Below are 22,110 nucleotides of genomic sequence, written 5' to 3'. Positions count from 1 at the left end.
TTAACACTTTGTAACTGAATATATGTTGTTTTCAAAGTTTGCTGTTTTAAAGTCTAATTTATTTTCAGGATCATTTGTTCTTGATTTACTCAAATTCTCAAGTTCAACTAATGCATCTCCTCTAAATCCTACTGAAGAACCATAAATTGCATCAGCTAGCATTGTTCCATGATCTCCTTTTTTAATATCATCTACCATTTCATAAAACCTAATTGTCTCTTTTTTGTTTACTGGGTTTCCAGTTGCTTTGTTGTATGCTACTGAAATATACATTCCATTATTTTTTACTGCAACAGGAATTTTGTGATTTTTACCAGATTCGCCTGGAATTGTTTCGTTAACTAGAACTTCACATTTGTGATACATACTTGACACATATGCATAGAATCTATATTGTGCATATTTTCCTGCATCATCTTCTTCACAACCTACAAAGACTTTGTGTAGTAATTCTAATGCATCATCATTCATGCTTTGTAATCTATCATCTATTCTACCTCTTTCAAGAAGATCTGATTTACACTCTTTAGCAATTAAAACTAGAATGAAATCTGGTAAATTATAATTCTTCAAAGCTGCAACAAAGGCTCCAGCTTGCGACATTCCAAATTTTGGAAAACCTTTATTGACCATTTTTGAAAATCACCTCAAAAAACATACTACTCCCCAACAATGTAATAAAACATGCTTTTGGCTTATAATTGTTAAGGATTTTGTATGCCTATTTTGCTATTTTTTCTAAATTTTAAATTGTAAATAATAAATTCAGGAGAAATTCAGTGTTCTCTATGGAGATTGATACTACCCCTGAATTAGTTTCAAATGTTTATTCAAAAATTAAAGAGAATATTATAAAATATAGAAACGTAGTTGAAAGACCACTAACTCTTACTGAGAAAATTTTGTCTGGTCATCTTTATGAAATTCCTGATAAAACTCTTAATGGCGGAAAAGATTATGTTTTTCTTAAACCTGATAGAGTTGCACTACAAGATGTAACCGGTCAAATGGTAATGCTTCAATTTATGCAAGCTGGATTAAAACAATCTGCATTGCCAACAACTGTACATTGTGATCATCTGATTAGAGCTGAAGTTCAAGGTGATGTTGACATGAAAGTTTCTCTTGATGAAAACAGTGAGGTTTTCAAATTTTTACAATCTGCATCTGCAAAACATGGATGTGGTTTTTGGAAACCTGGTGCTGGAATCATTCATCAGGTAGTTCTTGAAAATTATGCATTTCCAGGAGGTTTGATGATTGGTACTGATTCTCATACTCCAAATGCTGGTGGTTTAGGAATGATTGCAGTTGGTGTAGGTGGATTAGATGCAGCTGAAACTATGGCTGGACTTCCTTGGGAATTACTTTATCCCAAAAAAATTGGTGTTAAATTAACTGGAGAACTTAATGGATGGACAGCACCTAAAGATATCATACTAAAAGTTGCAGAAGAATTAACAGTCTCTGGTGGAACCAATTCTATTGTTGAATATTTTGGTCCTGGTACAAAATCTATCAGTTGTACTGGTAAAGCAACTATTACCAATATGGGCGCAGAAATTGGTGCAACTTGTTCTATATTTCCATATGATGAGAGAATGGAGACTTATCTAAAATATACAAACAGAGAAAAAATTGCTGAATTAGCAAATCAAAATAAAGAATTACTTGTAGCAGATTCTGAAGTTGAATCAAATCCGGAAATCTTTTTTGATAAAGTTATTGAAATCAATCTCTCTACTTTAGAGCCACATATTGTTGGACCTCATACTCCTGATTTAGCTAGAGCAATTTCCAAATTAGGTGAAGATGTAAAATCAAATGATTATGTTGATCCAATATCTGTTGCATTGATTGGAAGTTGTACAAATTCATCTTATGAAGACATGTCTAGAGTTGCAAGTATTGCTCAACAAGCAAAAGAAAAAGGAATCAAATCTAAAATTCCTTTGTTAATTACTCCAGGTTCTGAACAAATTCGTGGAACAATAGAAAGAGATGGTCAAATGGACTCTCTAAAAGACATTGGTGCAACTGTTCTCGCAAATGCATGTGGACCTTGTATAGGTCAATGGAATAGACCTGAATTACAAAATGACGAGAAAAATACAATCGTTACCACATTTAATAGAAATTTCCCAGGAAGAAATGATGGTCATCGATCTACATTGAATTTTATTGGTAGTCCTGAAATGATTATCGCATTAGCATTAGGAGGCAGATTGTCCTTTAATCCATTAAAAGATGAACTTATTGCTTCGGATGGTACAAAATTTAAACTACAACCACCAAAACCTGCACCTGAAGTTCCTGAGAATGGATTTATGATTCCTGAAGGAATTTACATTGCACCTCCAGAAAATTCAAGCGATGTTGAAGTGATAGTTGATCCTAATAGTAAAAGGCTACAACTTTTAGAACCATTTTCAAAATGGGATGGAAATGATTTTGTTGATTTACCAATTCTAGTTAAAGCTAAAGGAAAATGTACCACTGATCATATCTCTCCTGCTGGAGCATGGTTGTCACTTAGAGGTCACTTAGATAATTTGAGTGATAACATGCTTTTAGGAGCAGTTAATTCATTTAATGATGAAGTAGGAAAAGGAAAGAACATACTCAATAATCAAGTTGAAGGATTATCCCATATTGCCAGACAGTATAAAGAAAAACAGATGAGATGGATTATTGTAGGCGATAATAATTATGGTGAAGGTAGCAGCAGAGAACACGCTGCAATGTCTCCTCGATATTTAGGATGTGCAGCAGTAATAACTAAAAGTCTTGCTAGAATTCACGAAACTAATTTGAAAAAACAAGGAATTCTGGCACTTACTTTTAACAATCCAGATGATTATGAAAAAATTTTAGAAGATGATAAAATGAGTCTTTTGGAATTAAATGAGTTGGAGCCCAATAAACAAGTAAAATGTGTAATAACCCATAAGGATGGAAGTCAAGATGATATTTTACTTAATCACTCATACAATAAAGCTCAGATTGAGTGGTTTAAAGCTGGTTCTGCGCTTAATGTTTTAAGAAATAGATAGTCAAATTTTCGTTGTCAAATTAATCTAATTAGTAAGTGGGCTCGGACGGATTTGAACCGACGACCGATGGTTTTGGAGACCATCGTCCTACCTGGCTAGACTACGAACCCACAAGATTCGAAATATTCTGCTTAAATTTTAAGTTACTTTTAATCAAGATTTATTTGAGATTGATACGAATTTGTATTTGTTCATAAATCATGGTAAAACCAATCTACTTGGCGTTAGGCGCAATTCCTGTAATTGTAGCACTTTTAATTTCGGTTCCACTATTAACAAGAAATGAAATTCCAATGTCTGCAGCAAATTCTGTTGATAAAATTGAAATTGAATATACAAAACACCAGTTAAAGAAAATTTCTTATGGTGTTACAGAAAGAACTGGATCTCAAAAAACTGAAATTCTTTTCATAAAAAATGATGGCGATATTAAATATTCTGTAACTGAACAAGGCTATCTTCAACCTGATATTCGCTCAAAACTAGATCACAAAAAACTAGAAAAATTAAAGGCTTTAATTAAAGAAACTGGTTTTATTGCTATTCCTTCTGAGTCTTTCTCCATTCTAGAAAATGCAACTGATTATCAGAAATCAAATGTAAAAATTACTCTTAATGGTAGAGTAAATCAAATTCACTGGCCTGCACAAAATGCTACTTCAGATTTTATTCCTCCAATTATTACAATGGTAGAAACTGAACTTGATAAGATTATTTCTGAAATAAGTGAATAGGTACAAATAGTCATTAGTGAAAATTAGAATATGCTTCCATTATCTGGTGAACGATTAGATGCTAAAGGAATCATTTCTGATTCGATAAACTCTATTGATACTTTACGTGGTTCATCTACTGTTAAACGAGGCTTTGCCCATATGCTAAAAAATGGAGTTGTTATGGATGTAACAACTGTAGAACAAGCTCAAATTGCTGAAGAGGCTGGTGCAGTCTCTGTAATGGTTTTAGATAAACTTCCATCTGAAGTACGAAAAGCTGGTGGAGTTGCCCGTACTGCTAGTATTAGAATTATTGAAGATATAATGGATAATGTTACTATCCCCGTGATGGCTAAATGTAGAATTGGACATGTCAATGAAGCCCTTGTTCTTCAAGAAACTGATGTTGACATGATAGATGAATCTGAAGTTCTTACACCAGCTGATGAATTTCATCATATTTGGAAATGGGATTTTACAACACCTGTTGTAAATGGTGCTAGATCTCTTGCTGAAGCTTTAAGAAGAATTGAAGAAGGTGCATCGATGATCCGAACAAAAGGTGAACCAGGAACAGGAAATGTTGCAGAAGCAGTAACTCACATAAAAAAACTAAATGATGAATTAAGAACAATAAAAGCAATTTATGATTCTGGTGATAATCAAGATTTAGTTAGAATTGCACGCGAATTCAAAGTATCTTATGATATTGTTAACCAAACTGCAAAACTTGGAAGACTACCTGTTGTAAATTTTGCAGCTGGTGGAATTGCAACACCTGCAGATGCTGCATATCTAATGTCTCTTGGATGTGATGGAATTTTTGTAGGTTCTGGAATCTTTAATGCAGATGATGCAAAAGAAAGAGCAAGAGCAATAGTTTTAGCTACAACTTTTTGGGATGAAATTGACAAAGTAAAAGAAGCACAAAAAATGATTGATGAAAGACAATCGATGATAGGTTTGGATGTGAAAACACTAGAATTACGTATGCAAGATCGTGGAGGCTCATCATGAGCCTCAATGTTGGTGTTTTATCAATTCAAGGAGATGTTCAAGAAAATCTTCTATCTGCTAAAACTGCACTAAATGAATTAGGTTTAGATGGTAAAGTTAGTGATGTTAAAACTCCTGAGGAGATATCTCAGTTAGATGGTTTGATAATTCCCGGCGGTGAAAGTACTACTATAGGACAACTTTCCTTTGTAAATGGATCACTTAAAGTTCTAAAGGAAAAAATTGAAAATGGAATGCCAGTACTAGGAATTTGTGCTGGGATGATTATGCTATCTAATACTGCAAGTGATCGAGTTATGGGTAAAACTGATCAACCTCTTTTGAACATTCTTGATATTAAACTAGAGAGAAATTCATTTGGCAGACAAAAAGAATCCTTTGAATCTGATATTTCTTTAGATCCTATTGATATTCCAAAATTCAATGGAGTGTTTATCCGAGCACCATCTGTATCTGATGTCGGTTCTGATGTTGAAGTATTATCAAAATTCAATGATCGTATTGTTGCAATAAAAAAGGGCAATGTGATTGGAACTGCATTTCATCCTGAATTGACTACCGACACATCAGTTCACAAATATTTCATCAATCTTGTAAAATCTTTTAAAAATTAACTCAAAATGATGATTCGTAAGCAATTCTTTTTAATCATTATCTAATCGAGCTAATAAAATGGACAAAAAATTTGTGTTATTTGGAATTTTGACCGCAATATTGTTAGGTGGTATTTCTGGTCAGTTTTCAATTGACGAATCATTTGCCGATGATAATCTTTCTGTAAGTAGAGAAGATTCTGATGCATATCAAAAACAAATTGCATCCGAAGAAGAAAAACAAAAAGCTGAAGAACGACAACAAAAGCTAGATGCAAAAGAACAAGATAGAAAACAAAAAGCTGAAGAACGACAACAAAAGCTAGATTCTGATAGGAAAAAACTTGAGGAAAGATTATCTAAAAAAATAAACAAATATGAAGAGAAATTAAAAGAGATTAAAGAAAAATATCAAAATAGGATTGAATCTGAATTTTCAGGAGATGTAGAAAATCTTTCAAATGATGTTTCAAAATTAAAAGATAAATTTGCTAAAAAATCAGAAGATATTCGTAAAAAACTAGAGACAAAACAACAAACATTAGATTCTCGAACTCAAAAAATTCTTGAAAAAATTAACAATGGTAATTATTTAGGTGATAAAATTGGAACTTCTACCATAATTGAAACTTATAGTTTAGTGTTTGATTCTGTTAATGCTACTGGAATTCATGATAAAACGCAATTATCTTCTCTTGAAGGTTTTATGAATTTCAATACGTTTGACAAGAGTAAATCAAATCTAAAATTGGAATTACAAGATTGTAAAATTTCTGTGGATGGTATTCCTTACAATTGTGGATTTGGAAAAGCTCGAACAACCTCTTCGGGAAATTCTGAAACAAAAGATTCACTTGTAATTCTTGCATTCCTTGAAGATGATGTTCTTGAAGAGGTTCACTCTACGCTTAAAATTTCATTAAATGCCGATTTTCCTATAGGTGATATTGATGGCACAAGCCAAGTTTCAATTTTAGGACCTCAAAGTAAAATCTCCGGTATGTGGCTTTTAGAAGGAACTGGAACTTTGACTAGAACAGCATCATTAACCGATGATTCAACGGATGCTACCAATAATAATGAAATTACTGTTGAGTTGGAAGAAGACATTGGTGTAAGTGGGAATTAATATTGCTCATGAAAAATTTATTTTTCTCATTAGGATTTATTTTTTCCATTTTTTTAATTTCTTCATCCCCGTTATCTTTTGGTGATGTAGGTTCTGTTTCTGTTGAATCATTTGATGTTGATTATAATATTGAAAATGGGATTCTTGATTCGATTTTCTTAGATCCTGATTTTATTGAATTAATCATTACAATGGATACTGCATCTGATGGAACTATTGAACTCACAATACCGAGAAATTTGTTAGATGCAAAATTTGATACATTCGATGATGTTTTCTTTATCTTAGTTGATGGTTTTGAAACAGATTATGTAGAAATTAATTCCAATTCTGAGTCTAGAACACTTGTAATTCCTTTCTTTTCTGGCGATTCAGTAATTGATATTATAGGAACTGATGCATTAATTCCATTTTCAACAGAATCTGAGATTCCCTCATGGATTAAGAATAATGCTGGTTGGTGGGCTGATGGACAAATAGATGATGTTGCATTCATTCAAGGAATACAATATTTGATTACTGAGAATATTATGTCTATTCCTCAAACAGAACCTGGAGAATCCTCTGGAAGTGGAATTCCCTCATGGATTAAGAATAATGCTGGTTGGTGGGCTGATGGACAAATAGATGATGTTGCATTCATTCAAGGAATACAATATTTGATTACTAATGGGATTTTAGAGGTCTAATAGGCTCAATCTAACAAATTATGCATAGATTTCAAATCTTTTTTGTATGGTTCAAGAATGGAAGGAATTTTAATTTTAATTGGATCTTTTAATGATAATCCTTGATCTTTTTTTTCATTCCAAACTTTAGAATTAAATTCAGTAATCTCTTTAGTGATATTACTTTGGTCTTCAAGATTTTCAGAATCAACTTGTTTTTCTTTATGGATGCTTTCTTCTGAATACAAAATCTTCCAAAGATGTTCAGTAATAAAAGGTGTAATTGGAGCTAAAAGTTTTAAAACTGTTGACAATGTTTTGTGAAGCGTAAATATTGCACCATTCCTTTCTTCATCAGTAAAATTAATTCCATAAGCTCTAGCTTTTACCATTTCAATATAATGTGCTGCAAACAAATTCCAAGTAAATTCCCTAATTGCAATTGCAGGAATAAAAAAGTTGTATTCGTCATATCCTTTTTTGCATTCTTTTACTAAATTATCTAATTCCGATAAAATCCATTTATCTGATACTGTGAGATTTCCTGACTCAATTACGGGAAAACTCGACAAAAATCTTGAAACATTCCATAATTTACTAAGAAATTTTTTACTTGATTCAATTTTTTGCTCACTACATCTAAAATCATAACCGTGATTAATTTCACTTGCACTCCAGAATCTAAAAGTATCAGCTCCTAATTTTTCAATAACTGGTAATGGATCTATTGCGTTTCCTTTACTCTTACTCATCTTCATTCCTTTTTCATCTAAACCATATCCCATAATCCATGCTTCAGACCATGGTTTTTCTCCAGTTAATTGCTCACATCTTAGTAGAGTGTAGTATAACCATGTTCTAACAATATCTTTTGCTTGAGGTCTAATCGAAGCTGGATATACTTTTTTAAAAAATTCTTCATCTCTGTTAAATTTGCTAATGAAGAGTGGGGATACACTTGAATCCATCCATGTATCAAAGGTTCGTTCCTCACCAACAAATTCAGTAGAATTACATTTTGAACAATTACTGATTGGACATTTTTCATTCCAAGGTCTATAGTATTTTCCAGGCTCAGGAACATGAGGTTCTGAGCAGTTTTTACAGTACCAAATTGGGATTTCAGTACCATAATATCTTCTTCTTGAAATTGGCCAATCGATATTGATAGATTCTAACCAATTCATCAAAATCTGTTTATGCATTGATGGATGAAATGTAATTTCTTGTCCTAATTTTTTGATTTTTTCAATTGCATCTTTTTGTTTTAGATAATATTCTTCCATTGGAATAATTTCAATAGGGATTTTACTTCTCTCTGAAATCGGTGTTCTGTGATTAATATCTTCAATTTTTTCTAAAAATCCATTTGTTTCTAAATCTTCAATGACTTTTGTTCTTGCTTGTTTTGGTTTTAATCCAGCATATTCTCCTGCAACCTCAGTCATTCTTCCATCTAATCCAATTGCAACAATCTCTTCTAGTTCTAATTCTCTAAATAATGCTACATCGTTTTGATCACCGTAACTACATACCATAACAGCTCCTGAACCAAATTCTTCTTTTGCAGAATGATGCGTTCTTAATTCTACTTCAACATTAGTTATTGGAACAATTATTTTTTTTCCAATATATTTTGTATATCTCTCATCTTCGGGATTGACAATAATGGTTCTACATGCACAAAGTAATTCTGGTCTTGTACTTGCAATAATTATTTCTTGATCTGTATCTTTGATTTTAAATTTCATGTAAACTAATTTTGTGGGCAAGTCTTCGTATGTAATCTCTGCATCAGCAATAGTTGTACCTGAAACCCAATCATAGTTGTTTGGTCTATTTGCCAGATAGACTTGTCCTTTTTTCCATAACTCGATGAATGTGGATTGTGTAAGACTTCTGTATTCTTCTGAGTCTGTTCTATAGTAATTTGCAAAATCACCACTAATTCCCAAACTTTTCATTATGAGAATCATCTCAGCTTCCAAATCATCTAGGGCATCTCTGCAGAGATTTAGAAATTCACCTCTTTCTGTTTCTCTCATTCTGATATTGTGTTTTTTTTCAGTGTACAGTTCAACTGGTAATCCATTCCTGTCTATCCCTATTGGAAAATACACATTTTTCCCACTCATTCTTGCAGTTCGTGCAATCATGTCTATTTGTGAATAATGAGCAGCTGCTCCAATATGCCATGGCCTACCAGATGGATATGGAGGTGGGGTGTCTATTGTATAATTATCCTCTTGTGGAGTAAAATCATAAATCTTTTCGTCATCCCATTGTTTTAGAATTTCTTTCTCTAATTCTGGATTCCATGCTTTTTCTGAAATTTTAGGTTCCATTTCTTAACTATCTTGAAATATTTGAAATAATATGTGAACCCTTGTTGTAGCCTTCATAGATGTATACTCCAACTGCTTCTACATTTGATGGCATTTTTGGTGCTAATAATTTTATAATTTCACTTGAAAGATTCTCTACTGTCGCTTCCCCTTCTAAAAGATAAGTTGTATTTTTTGGAACTTGTAATTCAAACATACCTTTAGGACCTTCAAAGTTAATTTGAAAATGTGAATTATCTTCTTGTTTAAGATATTTTCTATTAATGAAAAATTTATGATCAAATACGTTTACAACTTCTTTGATAATTTTTTTAGCTTCTCCAAAATCCAATAGCAAATTATCTTTCATTTGTCCTACAAGCTCTACCATTACAGAAGATGTATGTCCATGTAATATGGAGCATTTTTCAACCAAAGGTAGTATATGTGCATAATCAAATGAGAATGATGCATCTTCTAAAAATATTGAACCTGTTTGTGGTGTTTTATCATAAAATACAATATCTTGTAATTCTTTAATTTGTGCAACATATTTTGCATGCCCTATTGCCATTACTTTGTCTTGAGGAAAATCTTCTTTGATTTGTTTATATTTTTCAATATCTTCATCATTATCGATAACTTCGATTAACCCTTTTGATGTTTTAAAATCAACACTTACTTCACTTCCGTTTTTCAATGTGATTTTGTGATTGTATTGATATTCTTGTTCAAGAAATGTCAGCATTTGTGCTACAGTCAATTCTGTTCTTGTTTTGAGTAAATTCCCCTTTTTGTCAATATATCTAAAATCTGAATCTAGAATTGTTGGACTTGTTGCCATTTGAAGTCATCTCACTTTGGATATAATATAAATTCTGTAATGAATATGCCTAATTTTTTATTTACAATTATACTAGAGAATTTAGAATTTTGGCAAGATTAACATCATTTTTTGTAATACCTCCAGCGTCATGAGTTGTCAGTTCTACTGTGATTCTATTGTATACGTTAAACCACTCTGGATGATGATTCATTTTTTCAATCTCCATAGCGGCTCTAGTCATAAAGCCAAAAGCCTGGTTAAAACTTTCAAATTGAAATTCTTTGTGTAGTTTTTCATTCACAACACTCCATCCTGCTAAATTCTTTAGTTCTTCGTCTATATCTGCATCAGATAATCTCATCATATTCATTAAGAATTAATGTTAAATTAAAAGATTGATTAATTACATTTCTATGGGATTTCTGTCGTGAATAATTATGGATGAGTCAAACAAAAAACTACTTGAAAATATTAAAAATTCTATTTCAGATACTGTTCAGGAAAAGAAAATTGGTATTGCTTTTTCTGGAGGTGTAGATAGTACGTTAATTTCAAAAATTTGCTCAGACATGAATTTTGATATTACTTTGCTTACTATTGGATTTCCTGATTCACATGATATTTTATTTGCAAAACAAGTCAATGAATATCTAAAGTATCCTCACCATGTATTGGAGATTGATTCGAAGACTTTTCCTACAATTTCCTCAAAAATTAATCACAAAATCCAAACTGAAAATTTATCATGGAATGAAAACTGTATTGCATTTTATTATGTTTCTAGACTTGCAAGCAACTTAGAACTTGATACAGTAATTACGGCAAATGGGATTGATGAATTATTTTGTGGTTATAATGCCTACAGAGAAGCATTTTCTGGAGGTGAGTCTCAAATTATTGAAGTTATGAAATCTAAATTAGATAATGAATTGAAAATGATGAATGCAGTTAATCTTATTGCATCAGAATTTGGAGTCAAAATTCTACAACCGCTTTTATCTGAAAAATTCATTGAATATGCAAAAACTATTCCAATATCTGAAAAAATTCATGATTCTGAAGATTTGTATCGTAAACACATTATACGTAAATTAGCTAGTGATATTGCTGTCCCAGAACTTTCATGTACAAAAAGAAAAAAAGCATTACAATATGGTTCTAAAATTCACAAGGCTTTACTAAAAACTAGATAAATTTTTTTACTGTATCTTGAACAGATTTTTGTACATTTTTTATTATTGCAGGTGATGCACCAAGGTGTTTTTCTGGTGAAAATATGGAATCAATTTCTTTATCTGTTAATTTTGAAGTAAATGCTGTGTCCTTTTTGATTGCATCTATGTAGAACATTCCTTTATCATTTGCCTCAAATGCTACTCTTTGAACATCTTTGTATGCTACAAATCTTGGTATGCCTTTTTTGATTAGTGCCTCCAACACAAACTCTGCAAAGATTTGTCCTTTTGTAATGTATAGGTTGTCTACAATTCTTTTCTCATTTACCATCAAGTTTGAAACAATTCTAGTCATAGTTTCAAGCATTTCATCTACCAAAATTGATACTGTTGGAATCACAAATCTCTCATTGGCTGAATTTGAAAGATCTCGTTCATGCCATAATGGAATATTCTCAAATGCAACTGCTACTTGACTTCTTACTAATTTAGATAATGATGATACTCGTTCGCTTTTAATTGGATTTCTTTTTACTGGAACTGCACTACTGCCCATCTGTCCTTTTTTGAACTGCTCAGCAACTTCTCCAATTTCTGTTCGTTGCAGATTTCTAATTTCTATCGCTATTTTCTCTAATGTGGATCCAATTAATGCTAATTCAAATACATATTCCGCATATCTCTCTCTTGGAACAATTTGAGTTGTAACTTCTGCTGGGAATAATTTTAATCTCTTAGCAGTTCTTTTTTGAACTTCAAGGGATTTTGCACCCATTAAAGAACCTGTACCTACAACTCCTAATGTTTTACAAATCAAAATTCTTTTCTTAATCTCTTCAATTCTTTCTACATGTTTTGCCATTTCAGCAGCCCAATTTGCAAACTTTAATCCAAATGAAATGATACTTGCATGTTGTCCATGAGTTCTTCCAACCGCTGGAATTTTCCCATATTTTACAGCTTTTTTTGCAAGTATTGATGCCATCTTTGCAACCTTTGGTTCAATAATTTGTAATGTGTCTCGCATTTGCATTGAATTACTTGTATCAACTAAATCATTACTTGTTAATCCATAATGTATCCACGGTCTTGCATTTTTAGAACATTTTTCACTTAGTGATTCTACTAAAGCTGCCGTATCGTGATCACTTTTAGCTTCCAACTGCTTGATTCTTTTTGCAGTAATTTTCCCAGACATTGCTGCTCTGTGAATTTCTTTACCTACACTTTTTGAGATTATTCCTATCTCGCTTTGGGATATTGCCGCAGCTCCTTCGATCTCTAATTGATAATCAACTTTCCTTTGCTCGCTAAAAATATCCATCATTTCTTTGGTACCATAACGACCACTATCAATAGGTAAAATTGCCAACATTCCTACTCTTTTTACACGGAAAATAAATCTACTTGTGAAATTTTAATTCACCCTATCTCGTAATTCATGACAATCACACAGACATCCTTTCTGACAATTCATTCTCTTGCAGTCAGAACAGACTTTTTTGTTCCAATATGGGGCAGTGTTCATGCTAATATCTCTGGGTTACCTTGAATGTACCTTTCTTTATCTGGAGAAGAATTTTGATCAAATACAATGTCCAAAAACCCATCAAGATATAGTATAAAATACTCACGTCAAGTTCTTCTGGAATTCCTTTTGGTTCTACAACTTCGGGTAGTTCAAATGGTGGCATGTAAGCAATTCCGAGAAAAATTGGTATTGCAATTAGAACAATAATTGGAATTACCATGACTTTTTAATTATATGGACTATAATTTGTGTAAATTCTTGCTACAGAATGAAAGTACATATCTCTCATATCCTCTTCTACACTAACTGCCAACAAGTTAACAATGTCTGTTGCAGTAATCATTCCAACTATTTTGTCATCATTTAGAACTGGAAGCTTCCTTACCCCACGTTCAAACATTAAATCAGCTGCATTTCTTATTGATTCATCTGAATTTATTGATAATAATGGAGATGACATTATTTGCTTAATTGGTGATGAAATTTCATATGCATGTGCTGCTACCTTAACAGCAAAATCTCTGTCTGTCACAATTCCTATCGCTGTATTGTTTTCCATGATGATCACTGCTCCAACTTTGGCATCTTCCATCATTTTTGCAGTTTCATTAATTGTCATTGATGCATCTACAGAAATAATTGATTTTGTCATTACATCTTCAATTGTAATAGATTTGGCATTTTTCAATTTACTTTACTATGTTAATTGTATATTTTACAGTCTGTTAGAATATCAAACTTGAAAATCATGCTAGATAATCTAAATCGGCTTTAAATTGAAATTTGATGAATTTTTAATATGGCTCTTAAAATAAAGAAAATCCTTGTTCCACTAGATGGTTCACCTAATTCATTTCGAGGTTTTGATATTGCCATCCAGTTGGCACGAGAATCACATTCAACAATTACTGGTCTATATGTTGTAGGAATTGTTAAACCTAGAACTAGTGATCCTATTACTCCTTTAGAGAAAATTTTATTGGAATATGCCCAAAAAATTATGAAAAAAGCAAAATTACTTGCAGCTAAAAAAGGAATTTTATTTTTTGATAAAATATCTTACGGTGATGATGGAAAAAGAATCGTTGAAGTGGCAGAAAAACAAAATTTTGATCTTATTGTAATTGGTTCTAGGGGAATGGGTGCTGCAAAAGAGCTATTTCTTGGTAGTACCTCTAACTATGTACTCCATAAATCAAAGAAACCTGTATTGATTGTCAAATAAAGAAAAAACATACGATTTCCTTGGATTCTAAACATCTATTCCTGTTGTTACCCATTCTAGTGCCCTGAGGACACCTTGATAATACTTCATTGCATCCATTGATTCAGTTTCTACTAGTCTTGTTTCTATTTCTTTTCTGTAATCTTCTATTTCTTTTTCAGTCTTCATGAATAACTAATCACAAATTAGTATATTCATTAATCTTTAGATAGCATATGTGGAATTCTATCCGATATTGAAATATTTTTTAACTTCTTGTTCTTTTTCGTACAGCTGCTATCTTTTTTGATGATCTGGCTTCTTTTGTTTTTGCATTTGATTTTGCTACTTTGCCTTCAGTTTTCATACTTTTTCCACTTCTTCTAGCAGCTCTAGATGCATCTGCTCTAATTTTCTGCTCTTCTTTTTGTTTTTCTATTTCCTTATCTGTTAACTTTTTTCTTACCATGTTTGATAAAACTATTTTATCATAGATAAATTAGATGATTAATTTCTTGTTTGGTAATATTCTACAAATTTATTTTTCTATTCTTCTGATGATTTAAATTGGATTGAAAGGAATTTTTACTATTACCAATGTCGTCTTCTAACCCAAAAAAAATCGGAGAAAATCAATATCAAATTGATGCAGATTCTAATCTTGGAATGAAAGTACCTGTGAGAATTTACGCTGATGAGCCATTATTACAAAAAATGCTATCTGATAGAACAATTATGCAAGCACGAAATGTTGCATCAATTCCGGGAATAGTTAGTCATAGTGTTGTTTTGCCTGATGGGCATGAGGGTTATGGTTTTCCAGTAGGTGGTGTTGCAGCAATGGATGCTGAAGAAGGAATGATTAGTCCAGGGGGTGTCGGATACGATATCAATTGTGGTGTGAGATTACTTCGTTCAAATTTAGATGAACAAACAGTTCGTTCCAAACTCAAAGAACTCGTCAATGATTTATTTAGCTCAATTCCTTCGGGAGTTGGTTCAAAGGGTGCTGTAAAACTTAGTCATTCAGAACTTGATGAGGTTTTAGTTAACGGTGTAAACTGGGCAATTGATCATGGATATGGTTCATCAAATGATTCCGATGTTTGTGAAGAAAACGGGCAAATTCAAAATGCTGATCCAAACAAAGTTTCTGATAAAGCAAGAAAGAGAGGCGCACCTCAACTTGGAAGTTTGGGTTCCGGAAATCATTTTCTAGAAGTACAAAAGGTTTCAGAAATTCATGATGAAGAAGCTGCAAACAGAATGGGGATTAAAGAAGGAACTATCACTGTTTTAATTCACTGTGGTTCCAGAGGTTTTGGTCATCAAGTATGTAGTGATTATCTTAGAGTTTCTGAACAAGCAATGCAAAAATATGATATTGATTTACCTGATAGAGAACTTGCATGTGTACCAAATAATTCTGAAGAAGGTGAATCTTATAGAAAAGCAATGTTTGCTGCATTAAATTTTGCATGGAGTAATAGACAAATGCTAACTCATTGGACTAGGAATTCTTTTGAACGTGTTTTTAATCAATCAGAATCTGATCTTGATATGAAATTAGTTTATGATGTTGCTCATAATATCGCTAAAGTAGAAAAACACAAAGTTGATGGTGTAGAAAGAAAACTGGTCGTTCATAGAAAAGGAGCTACTAGGGCATTTCCTGCAAATCGTGATGAAATTCCATTAAAATATCGTGATTTAGGTCAACCTGTTTTGGTTCCTGGTTCCATGGGAACTGCAAGCTGGATCTTACTTGGTAAGCCAAATTCAATGAATTTGAGTTTTGGCTCAACTGCTCATGGTGCGGGAAGGACAATGTCTAGATCTAAAGCTAGAAGAAATTATACTGAAAATGATGTAAAACAATCTCTTAATGATAAGGGGATCTTTATCAAGGCATTAACTCGGGATGGTGTTGTTGAAGAAACTCCTCAAGCATACAAAGATGTAGATGCTGTTGTTAATGTGTCTCATAATTTGGGAATAGCCACAAAAGTAGCAAAATTAGTGCCTATTGGTGTGATTAAAGGTTGAGCGAAGAAGATTCTGAACTTCAAAGATTAAAGGCAAAGCGACTAGCTGAAATGCAAAAAAACATTTCCACACGAAAAGAAATCAAAGAATCTACTGAATCACAAAAAGAGAAAATTCCTGAAAACCCCCGTGCTTCCGTTCTAAAGATTCTTGGATTTAGAGGATTAGAAGTTTTAGAAAATGCAGAATCACAGTTTCCAAATGAAACCAAAATGATCATATACAAATTATTTGAATTAATCAAAACTGGTGAAATTAATGAAACTCTTGATGGGGGAAAATTATTGTCTCTGTTTAGATCAGTTGGGATCAATGTTCGAATGAAAACTAAAATTAATGTTGAACAAGATGGAAAATTTGTATCATTAAGTGATAAACTTAGTATGGGTTCATCTGAAAATAGTGATGAAGAATGAGTATTGTGTTGGAAGTTGGAACAAAAAATTATGTTGATGATCTACTATCTATTAAAAAATCACTTTCACATATGGAAAGTCTTCTAGGATGTTATAGTGGATATAGTATCAGTGAACCATCGACAAAATTTGGATGGACTTTTTTTAAGTTATCCTTTAAACCTGAATTACAGGCTGGTATTGAAGAAAAGTTTTCAGACATGATAGAAAAATATCGTTGGAGTGATCAAACACAAAAATTTGTTAAATTTATCACAGATTATTTTCTTTCTAGAGGATGTAATGTTAAAATAAAATTGTCTGATTAGACTCTTCTTCCTCTTTTTCCACCTTTCTTTCTAGTGGTATCATGAGGAATAGGTGTAACATCATCAATTCTTCCAATCTTAAATCCACCTCTTGCCAAAGCTCTGATTGCAGCTTGTGCTCCAGGACCTGGAACTCTAGAACCAACTCCTCCTACTGCACGAACTCTGATGTGAAATCCTGTGAATCCTTTTGTTCTTGCAGATTCTACAACTGCATTTGCAGCTTTCATTGCAGCAAATGGTGATGATTCATATCTGTCAGCATTAACGTGGATTCCACCTGAACTGATTGATACAGTTTCTGCACCAGTAAGATCAGTCATATGGATAATTGTATTATTGTAACTGCTGTAAATGTGGGCAATTCCCCATTTGTCAGGCCCTTCTTTCTTTGCCTCAGGTTGAGCCTTGGTTTCTACTTTAGCCTCAGTTTCTACTTCTTCAACTGGTGTTTCTACCACTTCTTCTGAAACTTCTTCAACTTGGGCTTCAATTTCTGACAATGTCTACTCACACCTTAAAGGGTTTAAAAAACATTGATTTTCTAATTTTGCCTAAATTTGGTCACTTGAGTTCAAAATGCTGATTATTCATATACTATTTTAGACTAGATTCTTTTAATGACCTCCATTCTTTTGTTGGCAATTGGAATTGCAGTAGTTGTTGCTTTAGTGGGATCTGTTGCATTTCAATCTCTATCCTCTACCAACGCTGATGTTTTATCTCCGCTTGAAAAAAAATGTCAAGAAATTGCTAATGAAGGATATAGAATTCATTCACTTTATCCTGATTCAAATCCTGAAGATCTTCTAGAAGATGATATGAATAGACTGCTGTATCTTGATAATTTATGGATCAAAGACTGTGTTTCTGTACTTCCTGCAGATTCTGTTTTTAGTATTGTAAATAATGTGGAACGTAATTTTTCTTATGGTGAATAATCATCTAAAATGTTTCCATCCTGAGTCTCTTATTTTGATATAGTTTTCCTCCTCTTTAACGAACACGCCATTACCTGATTCTACTTGCCCTATTTCAATAATAGGCGTTTTAAGACGACTTGCATTTTTTTTAATTATTTCTTTATATTTTGGCGGTACTGTAAAAACAAATTCATACTCTTCCCCTCCATGAAAAACCATAGAAATCAAATCTAGTTTATGAGATTTTACATATTTCTCTACATCATTTCTAACAGGTATGTTGTTTATGACGAATTTCTTCTTACTTTGTTTAGACATTTCATTTAGAGTAGTAGATAATCCGTCACTAGAATCCATTGATGATGAAAAATATTTTTTATTTTTTAATCCAAAACTAACCTTTGGTTTAGGATTTGTAACTGATTTGATTGATTTTTCAACAAATTTCCCTTTCTCTTTTCGTTTCCCAAGAAGTAAATCTAATCCGATTTTTGTATAGCCAAATGGACCTGTTACAAATATGATGTCTCCTATTTTAGAATCTTTTCTTGTTACTATCTTCTTTGAATTGCCGAAAATACTTACGTTAAACACTATCTCTTTACCTGCATTAGTATCTCCACCTAAAATTGTAATTCCATACTCAGTAGCAGCTTTTTTGAATCCTTTTGCAATGGATATGATTTTTGAGTATGAAATATTTTTTGGTAGATTTACTGATATGATTCCAAATTCGGGTCTTATCCCTTTTGCAGCAAAGTCACTTACACAAGCAACAACACTTTTTCTTGCAGCATCTTCTAATCCCATTTTCTTCGGAATATCTGTACTTTCTACTAGTGTATCTGTTTTAACAATAATTTTGATCTTTCCTAAATCGAATGTCTCCACATCTTCAGAAACAAATTTTTTATTTCCAAATTCCTTTTGAAAAATTTTGATTATGGTAGATTCATCTAACTTTGTCATAACTTTGTTTCACTACTTCTAATGTATCCTTTGTAATTTTTTTACATTTTTCTATATTGTTTGATTCTGCTGAAACCCTTATGATGTCTTCAGTGTTTGACTTCCTAATCAAAACCCAGCTATTATCATCAATGATTCCTTTAATTCCGTCTTGTGAATCAACCTCTGAATATTCTTTTGAAAATTTATTTTTTACCTCTTCTATTACTTTGTCATGAAAATTAGAATCAACTTTAGTTTTCTCTCTTATTTGGAAAAAACTTTTCATATAATTTAAAATCTCATCAAATTTTGATGTTCCTAACATGGATGCAATTAACCCACTACTAAGAATACCTTCTCTACAATAATTAAACTCAGGCAAAATAAAACCCCCACTACTTCCTTCTCCACCTGCTTGAGCATTTGTTTGAAGCATAAGTTCTATTACGTTTGCTTCTCCTACCTTTGATCTTTTAATAGTGCCTCCTTTTTCTTTGATGTATTTTTCAATTGATATGCTTGTATCTGTGCTTAAGACAAATTTTTTGTAACCTAATTCCAAAGATTTTGCAACCCCTAATCCCAATGTTACATCTGGAGTTTGTTTTTCTCCTTTTCTTACCACTACTAAGCGATCTCCATCTAAATCAAATGCAAATCCAATTTCTTTTTTAATTGATGCCGTTTTTAATTCAGATAATTCATCCGATGTAGGATCTGGGCCTCTAGAACATTGTGAAAGATCTTCATTTAATACTTCTACCTGACATCCTGATTCCCTCAACAATTCTGGTGCAAATCCCTTTGCAGCTCCTCCACCAATATCTACTATTATGTTTGGATTATTTTGAATATCTCCTATGATTTTTTTTGCATCTTCGATGTATGTTGATGTAATATTGCTTTCAGAACCAATTTTTGATTTTATATTTTCTTGATGTTCAGTAATTTTAGGTAATTCTTGTTCATTAATTCCTCTACCTTCAATTATGAATTTCATCCCATTCCACTCTATTGGGTTATGTGATGAAGAAATTACTAATCCTGCCCCATATTTTCTAGCTTCTCTAAAAACTATAGGGGTTGGTACTGTTCCTAAATCAAATACATCTATACCATTTTTCATCAATTCTGCAATTGCGACATTTTTTATCATGTCTCCTGATGGTCTAGTGTCTTTACCGATTACACATTTTTTTGATTTGATTAAACTTGAAAAATTATTACAAAACTCTAATACGTCTTTTAGGTTGAGATCTTCTCCAAATACTCCTCTAACTCCTGAAATAGTTTTCTTCAATTAATCCAACTCGGAAAGGCTTTTTATTAACTCTGATGGATTTATCCAAAAGTGCCTTGGTAGCTCAGCCTGGTAGAGCGAACGCCTCGTAAGCGTTAGGTCGTGGGTTCGTACCCCATCCAGGGCTTTGATTTGTAAAAATTTTAAAATTATTTAGATTTTTTATTCATTGAAGGTTTCGATATCCATCTCTAATTCTTTTCCTAAACCTTCCCACCACTCTTTTGTTTGATCTGCCATACTCCCCTCACAAATTACCTTGAATAGTCCTTTATAGATCTGTCGGTTGAATGATGATTGATCATTTCATAACAATTTCTAAAATATCTTTACTCTTCTTTTTCCTCTTGCTTTCTTTTCATTTTTCTGTAAATAACTATCAGCAATGTACCTCCTGCACAACCCCAAAATAATTCTGATGTGCCATTTCTTATCCCATATGGTTCGAATAGACCAACAAATCCTAGAGTCATAATTGCTACAAGAACTAAACCTATCATCTCAAGTATTTTTGCCATGATTCTCTATTGTCATCATGTGATTTCAAAAAGATATATGGTTTTGTAAATAAGTCCATTTGTGGATAAATATCTTTTAATAATTTTGATCTTTATGGTTGTGACAATACCTATAGCATTTGTTGAACCCTCATCAGGTGAATTTAGAGATCCTCCACTAATTCCATTATTTTATGCTGCAATTGCAGGAATAATCATCATTTTAGTTTACAGCTCATACAAAGAAAAGAAAGAACGACAAAAAGCTAATGCTAAAAGAAGATCTAGAAAATAGATTTTAAAGTTCTAATCCAAATGATTCTGCAATACTAGAAAAGTTTGCATAAGATTCCAAATATTGTCTTCCTTTTGGTGTAATTACAAAAGTGTTCTTTCCATCAAATTCAATTTTGTTGATTAGTCCTGCACCTGTTAAATTCTGCAAGAATTTTGATAGTCTTGAATGTGATAAATTAGCCTTTGTTAGAAGTGAAGTTGTTTTGATACCTTCCTGTCCAGACTGTTCAGTAGCAGTAAGCAAGTCTGCAACTATCTGCATACTAGTTCTATAGGAAACCATATGTATGATAATTTCAAACTCAGATATAAGGGTATTACCATTCATTCAGATCAGATAAATATGCTCTAGGCTGATCTGTCTGCATTGCCTACTCCATCTTCAATTCCTTGGTTTGATGACTTTGTAGGCGTTGCCTATAGATATTACGATCTCAGAATGAATGTAGTTCCATTGTTTACTGATCAAAAAGAATCAGCTGGTATTTGGCATGATACTATTCATTGGTGGGTAGATCCGTCTATCAAAATAAGATTTGTAGAGATTGATGATAGTTATTGGTTCATCATGGGTTCGGACTCGCAAAAACCTGACACCAACTTGTCATTTTTCAAAGTATTGCCAAAATCTGAAAATTATGAACGATTTAAGAAAGGACATGGTGGAGAAGCATATGTAAGATTGGGAGTATATACCAAAAAATCACTTAATGATGTAAAAAAAGATGCTTTGTGTGATTGCACTCATGAAGCACAAGATCATGATGAGAATGATAATGATGTATGTCTCTTTAATAGTTGTAGTTGCAAACGATTCTCTAGTTTTCAAATAAATTTATTGAAAAGAAAAAAAACTACTACTGACATAAAATTTTTACAAGAAAAAGACGTAAAAGATGATCCGTTTACATGGAATTGTCTCAATGCTAACAAGTATTCAAAATCAGAAAAAATCTAGTCCAAATGTTTGTTTACTCTTACATGTTCTCCTGGATAATGTTCATTGATTTTTTTTGAATAGCAATCTCCACAAATTGAACCTTCTATTCCCCATTCATCCATTGGATTGTAATGAAGTTGGATTTTTTCACTACAAATAGCACATTTTTCTTTTGAAACCAAACTGCTTTTGGTCT

28 protein-coding genes, 2 tRNA genes and 1 pseudogene are annotated in these 22,110 nt (G+C 32.4%); 15 read left to right on the top strand and 16 right to left on the bottom strand.

Annotated features, from left to right (window positions below; genetic code table 11):
- Nucleotides 1-633, bottom strand: a complete 633-nt coding sequence (locus ACW9W3_RS05405) for a hypothetical protein (protein ID WP_457765130.1) — start codon at nt 631-633, stop codon at nt 1-3.
- Nucleotides 634-788: 155 nt separating this feature from the next.
- On the opposite strand from ACW9W3_RS05405, the gene ACW9W3_RS05400 reads away from it, so the two are divergent.
- Complete coding sequence (locus ACW9W3_RS05400; protein WP_457765129.1) at nt 789-3,053, top strand: aconitate hydratase; 2,265 nt, start codon at nt 789-791, stop codon at nt 3,051-3,053.
- A gap of 36 nt (nt 3,054-3,089) precedes the next feature.
- Here the strand turns inward: ACW9W3_RS05400 and ACW9W3_RS05395 are convergent.
- Nucleotides 3,090-3,163 (bottom strand) — tRNA-Trp (locus ACW9W3_RS05395).
- Between the two features lie 90 nt (nt 3,164-3,253).
- Here ACW9W3_RS05395 and ACW9W3_RS05390 point away from each other — a divergent pair.
- From ACW9W3_RS05390 to ACW9W3_RS05370, 5 genes and pseudogenes are all read left to right on the top strand, one after another.
- Nucleotides 3,254-3,787, top strand: a complete 534-nt coding sequence (locus ACW9W3_RS05390; RefSeq protein ID WP_457765128.1) for a hypothetical protein — start codon at nt 3,254-3,256, stop codon at nt 3,785-3,787.
- 30 nt (nt 3,788-3,817) lie between these two features.
- Nucleotides 3,818-4,786 (top strand): pyridoxal 5'-phosphate synthase lyase subunit PdxS, encoded by a 969-nt coding sequence (gene pdxS / locus ACW9W3_RS05385; RefSeq protein WP_457765127.1) that lies wholly within the window; start codon nt 3,818-3,820, stop codon nt 4,784-4,786.
- A complete protein-coding gene (gene pdxT / locus ACW9W3_RS05380; RefSeq protein WP_457765126.1) occupies nt 4,783-5,400 on the top strand; it encodes a pyridoxal 5'-phosphate synthase glutaminase subunit PdxT in 618 nt (205 codons plus the stop codon). Before pdxS ends, pdxT begins: the two co-directional genes overlap by 4 nt.
- A gap of 58 nt (nt 5,401-5,458) precedes the next feature.
- Nucleotides 5,459-6,508: a hypothetical protein gene (locus ACW9W3_RS05375; RefSeq protein ID WP_457765125.1), complete on the top strand. Its 1,050-nt coding sequence runs from the start codon at nt 5,459-5,461 to the stop codon at nt 6,506-6,508.
- A 422-nt stretch (nt 6,509-6,930) separates the two neighbouring features.
- A pseudogene (locus ACW9W3_RS05370) lies at nt 6,931-7,197 on the top strand (peptidase); the annotation flags it as partial.
- Nucleotides 7,198-7,202: 5 nt separating this feature from the next.
- Here ACW9W3_RS05370 and ACW9W3_RS05365 read toward each other — a convergent pair.
- The 3 genes from ACW9W3_RS05365 to ACW9W3_RS05355 form a co-directional block, all read right to left on the bottom strand.
- Entirely contained in the window at nt 7,203-9,521 is a 2,319-nt protein-coding gene (locus tag ACW9W3_RS05365) for a valine--tRNA ligase (RefSeq protein WP_457765124.1), read from the bottom strand.
- A gap of 7 nt (nt 9,522-9,528) precedes the next feature.
- On the bottom strand, nt 9,529-10,344 hold the full coding sequence (locus tag ACW9W3_RS05360) for a 6-pyruvoyl trahydropterin synthase family protein (protein ID WP_457765123.1): 816 nt from the start codon (nt 10,342-10,344) through the stop codon (nt 9,529-9,531).
- Between the two features lie 67 nt (nt 10,345-10,411).
- Nucleotides 10,412-10,690, bottom strand: coding sequence for a 4a-hydroxytetrahydrobiopterin dehydratase (locus ACW9W3_RS05355; RefSeq protein ID WP_457765122.1), 279 nt, complete (start codon nt 10,688-10,690; stop codon nt 10,412-10,414).
- Between the two features lie 73 nt (nt 10,691-10,763).
- Between ACW9W3_RS05355 and ACW9W3_RS05350 the strand changes: the two genes are divergently transcribed.
- On the top strand, nt 10,764-11,519 hold the full coding sequence (locus ACW9W3_RS05350) for an asparagine synthase C-terminal domain-containing protein (RefSeq protein WP_457765121.1): 756 nt from the start codon (nt 10,764-10,766) through the stop codon (nt 11,517-11,519).
- Here ACW9W3_RS05350 and purB read toward each other — a convergent pair.
- From purB to ACW9W3_RS05335, 3 genes are all read right to left on the bottom strand, one after another.
- The gene (purB, locus tag ACW9W3_RS05345; RefSeq protein ID WP_457765141.1) at nt 11,512-12,873 is read right to left on the bottom strand and encodes an adenylosuccinate lyase; all 1,362 of its coding nucleotides are present in this window, start codon (nt 12,871-12,873) and stop codon (nt 11,512-11,514) included. The two genes, ACW9W3_RS05350 and purB, sit on opposite strands and share 8 nt — an antisense overlap.
- 157 nt (nt 12,874-13,030) lie before the next feature.
- Entirely contained in the window at nt 13,031-13,252 is a 222-nt protein-coding gene (locus ACW9W3_RS05340; protein WP_457765120.1) for a hypothetical protein, read from the bottom strand.
- Between the two features lie 6 nt (nt 13,253-13,258).
- A complete protein-coding gene (locus ACW9W3_RS05335; RefSeq protein ID WP_457765119.1) occupies nt 13,259-13,720 on the bottom strand; it encodes a CBS domain-containing protein in 462 nt (153 codons plus the stop codon).
- A 111-nt stretch (nt 13,721-13,831) separates the two neighbouring features.
- Between ACW9W3_RS05335 and ACW9W3_RS05330 the strand changes: the two genes are divergently transcribed.
- On the top strand, nt 13,832-14,257 hold the full coding sequence (locus ACW9W3_RS05330) for a universal stress protein (protein ID WP_457765118.1): 426 nt from the start codon (nt 13,832-13,834) through the stop codon (nt 14,255-14,257).
- Nucleotides 14,258-14,284: 27 nt separating this feature from the next.
- Here ACW9W3_RS05330 and ACW9W3_RS05325 read toward each other — a convergent pair whose 3' ends face one another.
- Nucleotides 14,285-14,425 carry a hypothetical protein gene (locus ACW9W3_RS05325; protein ID WP_457765117.1) on the bottom strand — a complete coding sequence of 47 codons (141 nt, stop codon included), beginning with the start codon at nt 14,423-14,425 and terminating at the stop codon, nt 14,285-14,287.
- A 79-nt stretch (nt 14,426-14,504) separates the two neighbouring features.
- Nucleotides 14,505-14,705 carry a hypothetical protein gene (locus tag ACW9W3_RS05320; protein WP_457765116.1) on the bottom strand — a complete coding sequence of 67 codons (201 nt, stop codon included), beginning with the start codon at nt 14,703-14,705 and terminating at the stop codon, nt 14,505-14,507.
- Between the two features lie 128 nt (nt 14,706-14,833).
- Between ACW9W3_RS05320 and ACW9W3_RS05315 the strand changes: the two genes are divergently transcribed.
- From ACW9W3_RS05315 to ACW9W3_RS05305, 3 genes are read left to right on the top strand one after another with little or no spacing between them, the layout of a single operon-like run.
- Nucleotides 14,834-16,282, top strand: coding sequence for an RtcB family protein (locus ACW9W3_RS05315; protein WP_457765115.1), 1,449 nt, complete (start codon nt 14,834-14,836; stop codon nt 16,280-16,282).
- Nucleotides 16,279-16,698: a DNA-binding protein gene (locus tag ACW9W3_RS05310; protein WP_457765114.1), complete on the top strand. Its 420-nt coding sequence runs from the start codon at nt 16,279-16,281 to the stop codon at nt 16,696-16,698. Before ACW9W3_RS05315 ends, ACW9W3_RS05310 begins: the two co-directional genes overlap by 4 nt.
- On the top strand, nt 16,695-17,006 hold the full coding sequence (locus ACW9W3_RS05305) for a hypothetical protein (protein WP_457765113.1): 312 nt from the start codon (nt 16,695-16,697) through the stop codon (nt 17,004-17,006). The genes ACW9W3_RS05310 and ACW9W3_RS05305 overlap by 4 nt, the downstream gene beginning before the upstream one ends.
- Here ACW9W3_RS05305 and ACW9W3_RS05300 read toward each other — a convergent pair.
- A complete protein-coding gene (locus tag ACW9W3_RS05300) occupies nt 17,003-17,509 on the bottom strand; it encodes a 30S ribosomal protein S11 (protein WP_457765112.1) in 507 nt (168 codons plus the stop codon). The two genes, ACW9W3_RS05305 and ACW9W3_RS05300, sit on opposite strands and share 4 nt — an antisense overlap.
- A 117-nt stretch (nt 17,510-17,626) precedes the next feature.
- Between ACW9W3_RS05300 and ACW9W3_RS05295 the strand changes: the two genes are divergently transcribed.
- Nucleotides 17,627-17,947, top strand: coding sequence for a hypothetical protein (locus tag ACW9W3_RS05295; RefSeq protein WP_457765111.1), 321 nt, complete (start codon nt 17,627-17,629; stop codon nt 17,945-17,947).
- Here the strand turns inward: ACW9W3_RS05295 and thiL are convergent, their stop codons facing one another.
- Both thiL and ACW9W3_RS05285 read right to left on the bottom strand, forming a co-directional pair.
- Complete coding sequence (thiL, locus tag ACW9W3_RS05290) at nt 17,948-18,898, bottom strand: thiamine-phosphate kinase (RefSeq protein WP_457765110.1); 951 nt, start codon at nt 18,896-18,898, stop codon at nt 17,948-17,950.
- Nucleotides 18,882-20,180 carry a phosphomannomutase gene (locus ACW9W3_RS05285; protein WP_457765109.1) on the bottom strand — a complete coding sequence of 433 codons (1,299 nt, stop codon included), beginning with the start codon at nt 20,178-20,180 and terminating at the stop codon, nt 18,882-18,884. Before ACW9W3_RS05285 ends, thiL begins: the two co-directional genes overlap by 17 nt.
- A 53-nt stretch (nt 20,181-20,233) precedes the next feature.
- On the opposite strand from ACW9W3_RS05285, the gene ACW9W3_RS05280 reads away from it, so the two are divergent.
- Nucleotides 20,234-20,307: transfer RNA gene (locus ACW9W3_RS05280), tRNA-Thr, on the top strand.
- Nucleotides 20,308-20,509: 202 nt separating this feature from the next.
- Here ACW9W3_RS05280 and ACW9W3_RS05275 read toward each other — a convergent pair.
- Complete coding sequence (locus ACW9W3_RS05275; RefSeq protein WP_457765108.1) at nt 20,510-20,698, bottom strand: hypothetical protein; 189 nt, start codon at nt 20,696-20,698, stop codon at nt 20,510-20,512.
- 61 nt (nt 20,699-20,759) lie between these two features.
- Between ACW9W3_RS05275 and ACW9W3_RS05270 the strand changes: the two genes are divergently transcribed.
- The gene (locus tag ACW9W3_RS05270) at nt 20,760-20,972 is read left to right on the top strand and encodes a hypothetical protein (protein ID WP_048115211.1); all 213 of its coding nucleotides are present in this window, start codon (nt 20,760-20,762) and stop codon (nt 20,970-20,972) included.
- Between the two features lie 3 nt (nt 20,973-20,975).
- Here the strand turns inward: ACW9W3_RS05270 and ACW9W3_RS05265 are convergent, their stop codons facing one another.
- Nucleotides 20,976-21,236 (bottom strand): winged helix-turn-helix domain-containing protein, encoded by a 261-nt coding sequence (locus tag ACW9W3_RS05265; RefSeq protein ID WP_048115213.1) that lies wholly within the window; start codon nt 21,234-21,236, stop codon nt 20,976-20,978.
- 105 nt (nt 21,237-21,341) lie between these two features.
- Between ACW9W3_RS05265 and ACW9W3_RS05260 the strand changes: the two genes are divergently transcribed.
- Complete coding sequence (locus ACW9W3_RS05260; RefSeq protein ID WP_457765107.1) at nt 21,342-21,932, top strand: hypothetical protein; 591 nt, start codon at nt 21,342-21,344, stop codon at nt 21,930-21,932.
- Here the strand turns inward: ACW9W3_RS05260 and ACW9W3_RS05255 are convergent.
- Nucleotides 21,929-22,096 carry a hypothetical protein gene (locus ACW9W3_RS05255; protein ID WP_457765106.1) on the bottom strand — a complete coding sequence of 56 codons (168 nt, stop codon included), beginning with the start codon at nt 22,094-22,096 and terminating at the stop codon, nt 21,929-21,931. The two genes, ACW9W3_RS05260 and ACW9W3_RS05255, sit on opposite strands and share 4 nt — an antisense overlap.
- Nucleotides 22,097-22,110 lie beyond the last annotated feature (14 nt).

The organism is Candidatus Nitrosopumilus sp. bin_68KS (assembly GCF_054095825.1).
Note: the sequence above shows the minus strand (reverse complement) of the source record. Positions and strands in the feature narration are given on the sequence as shown.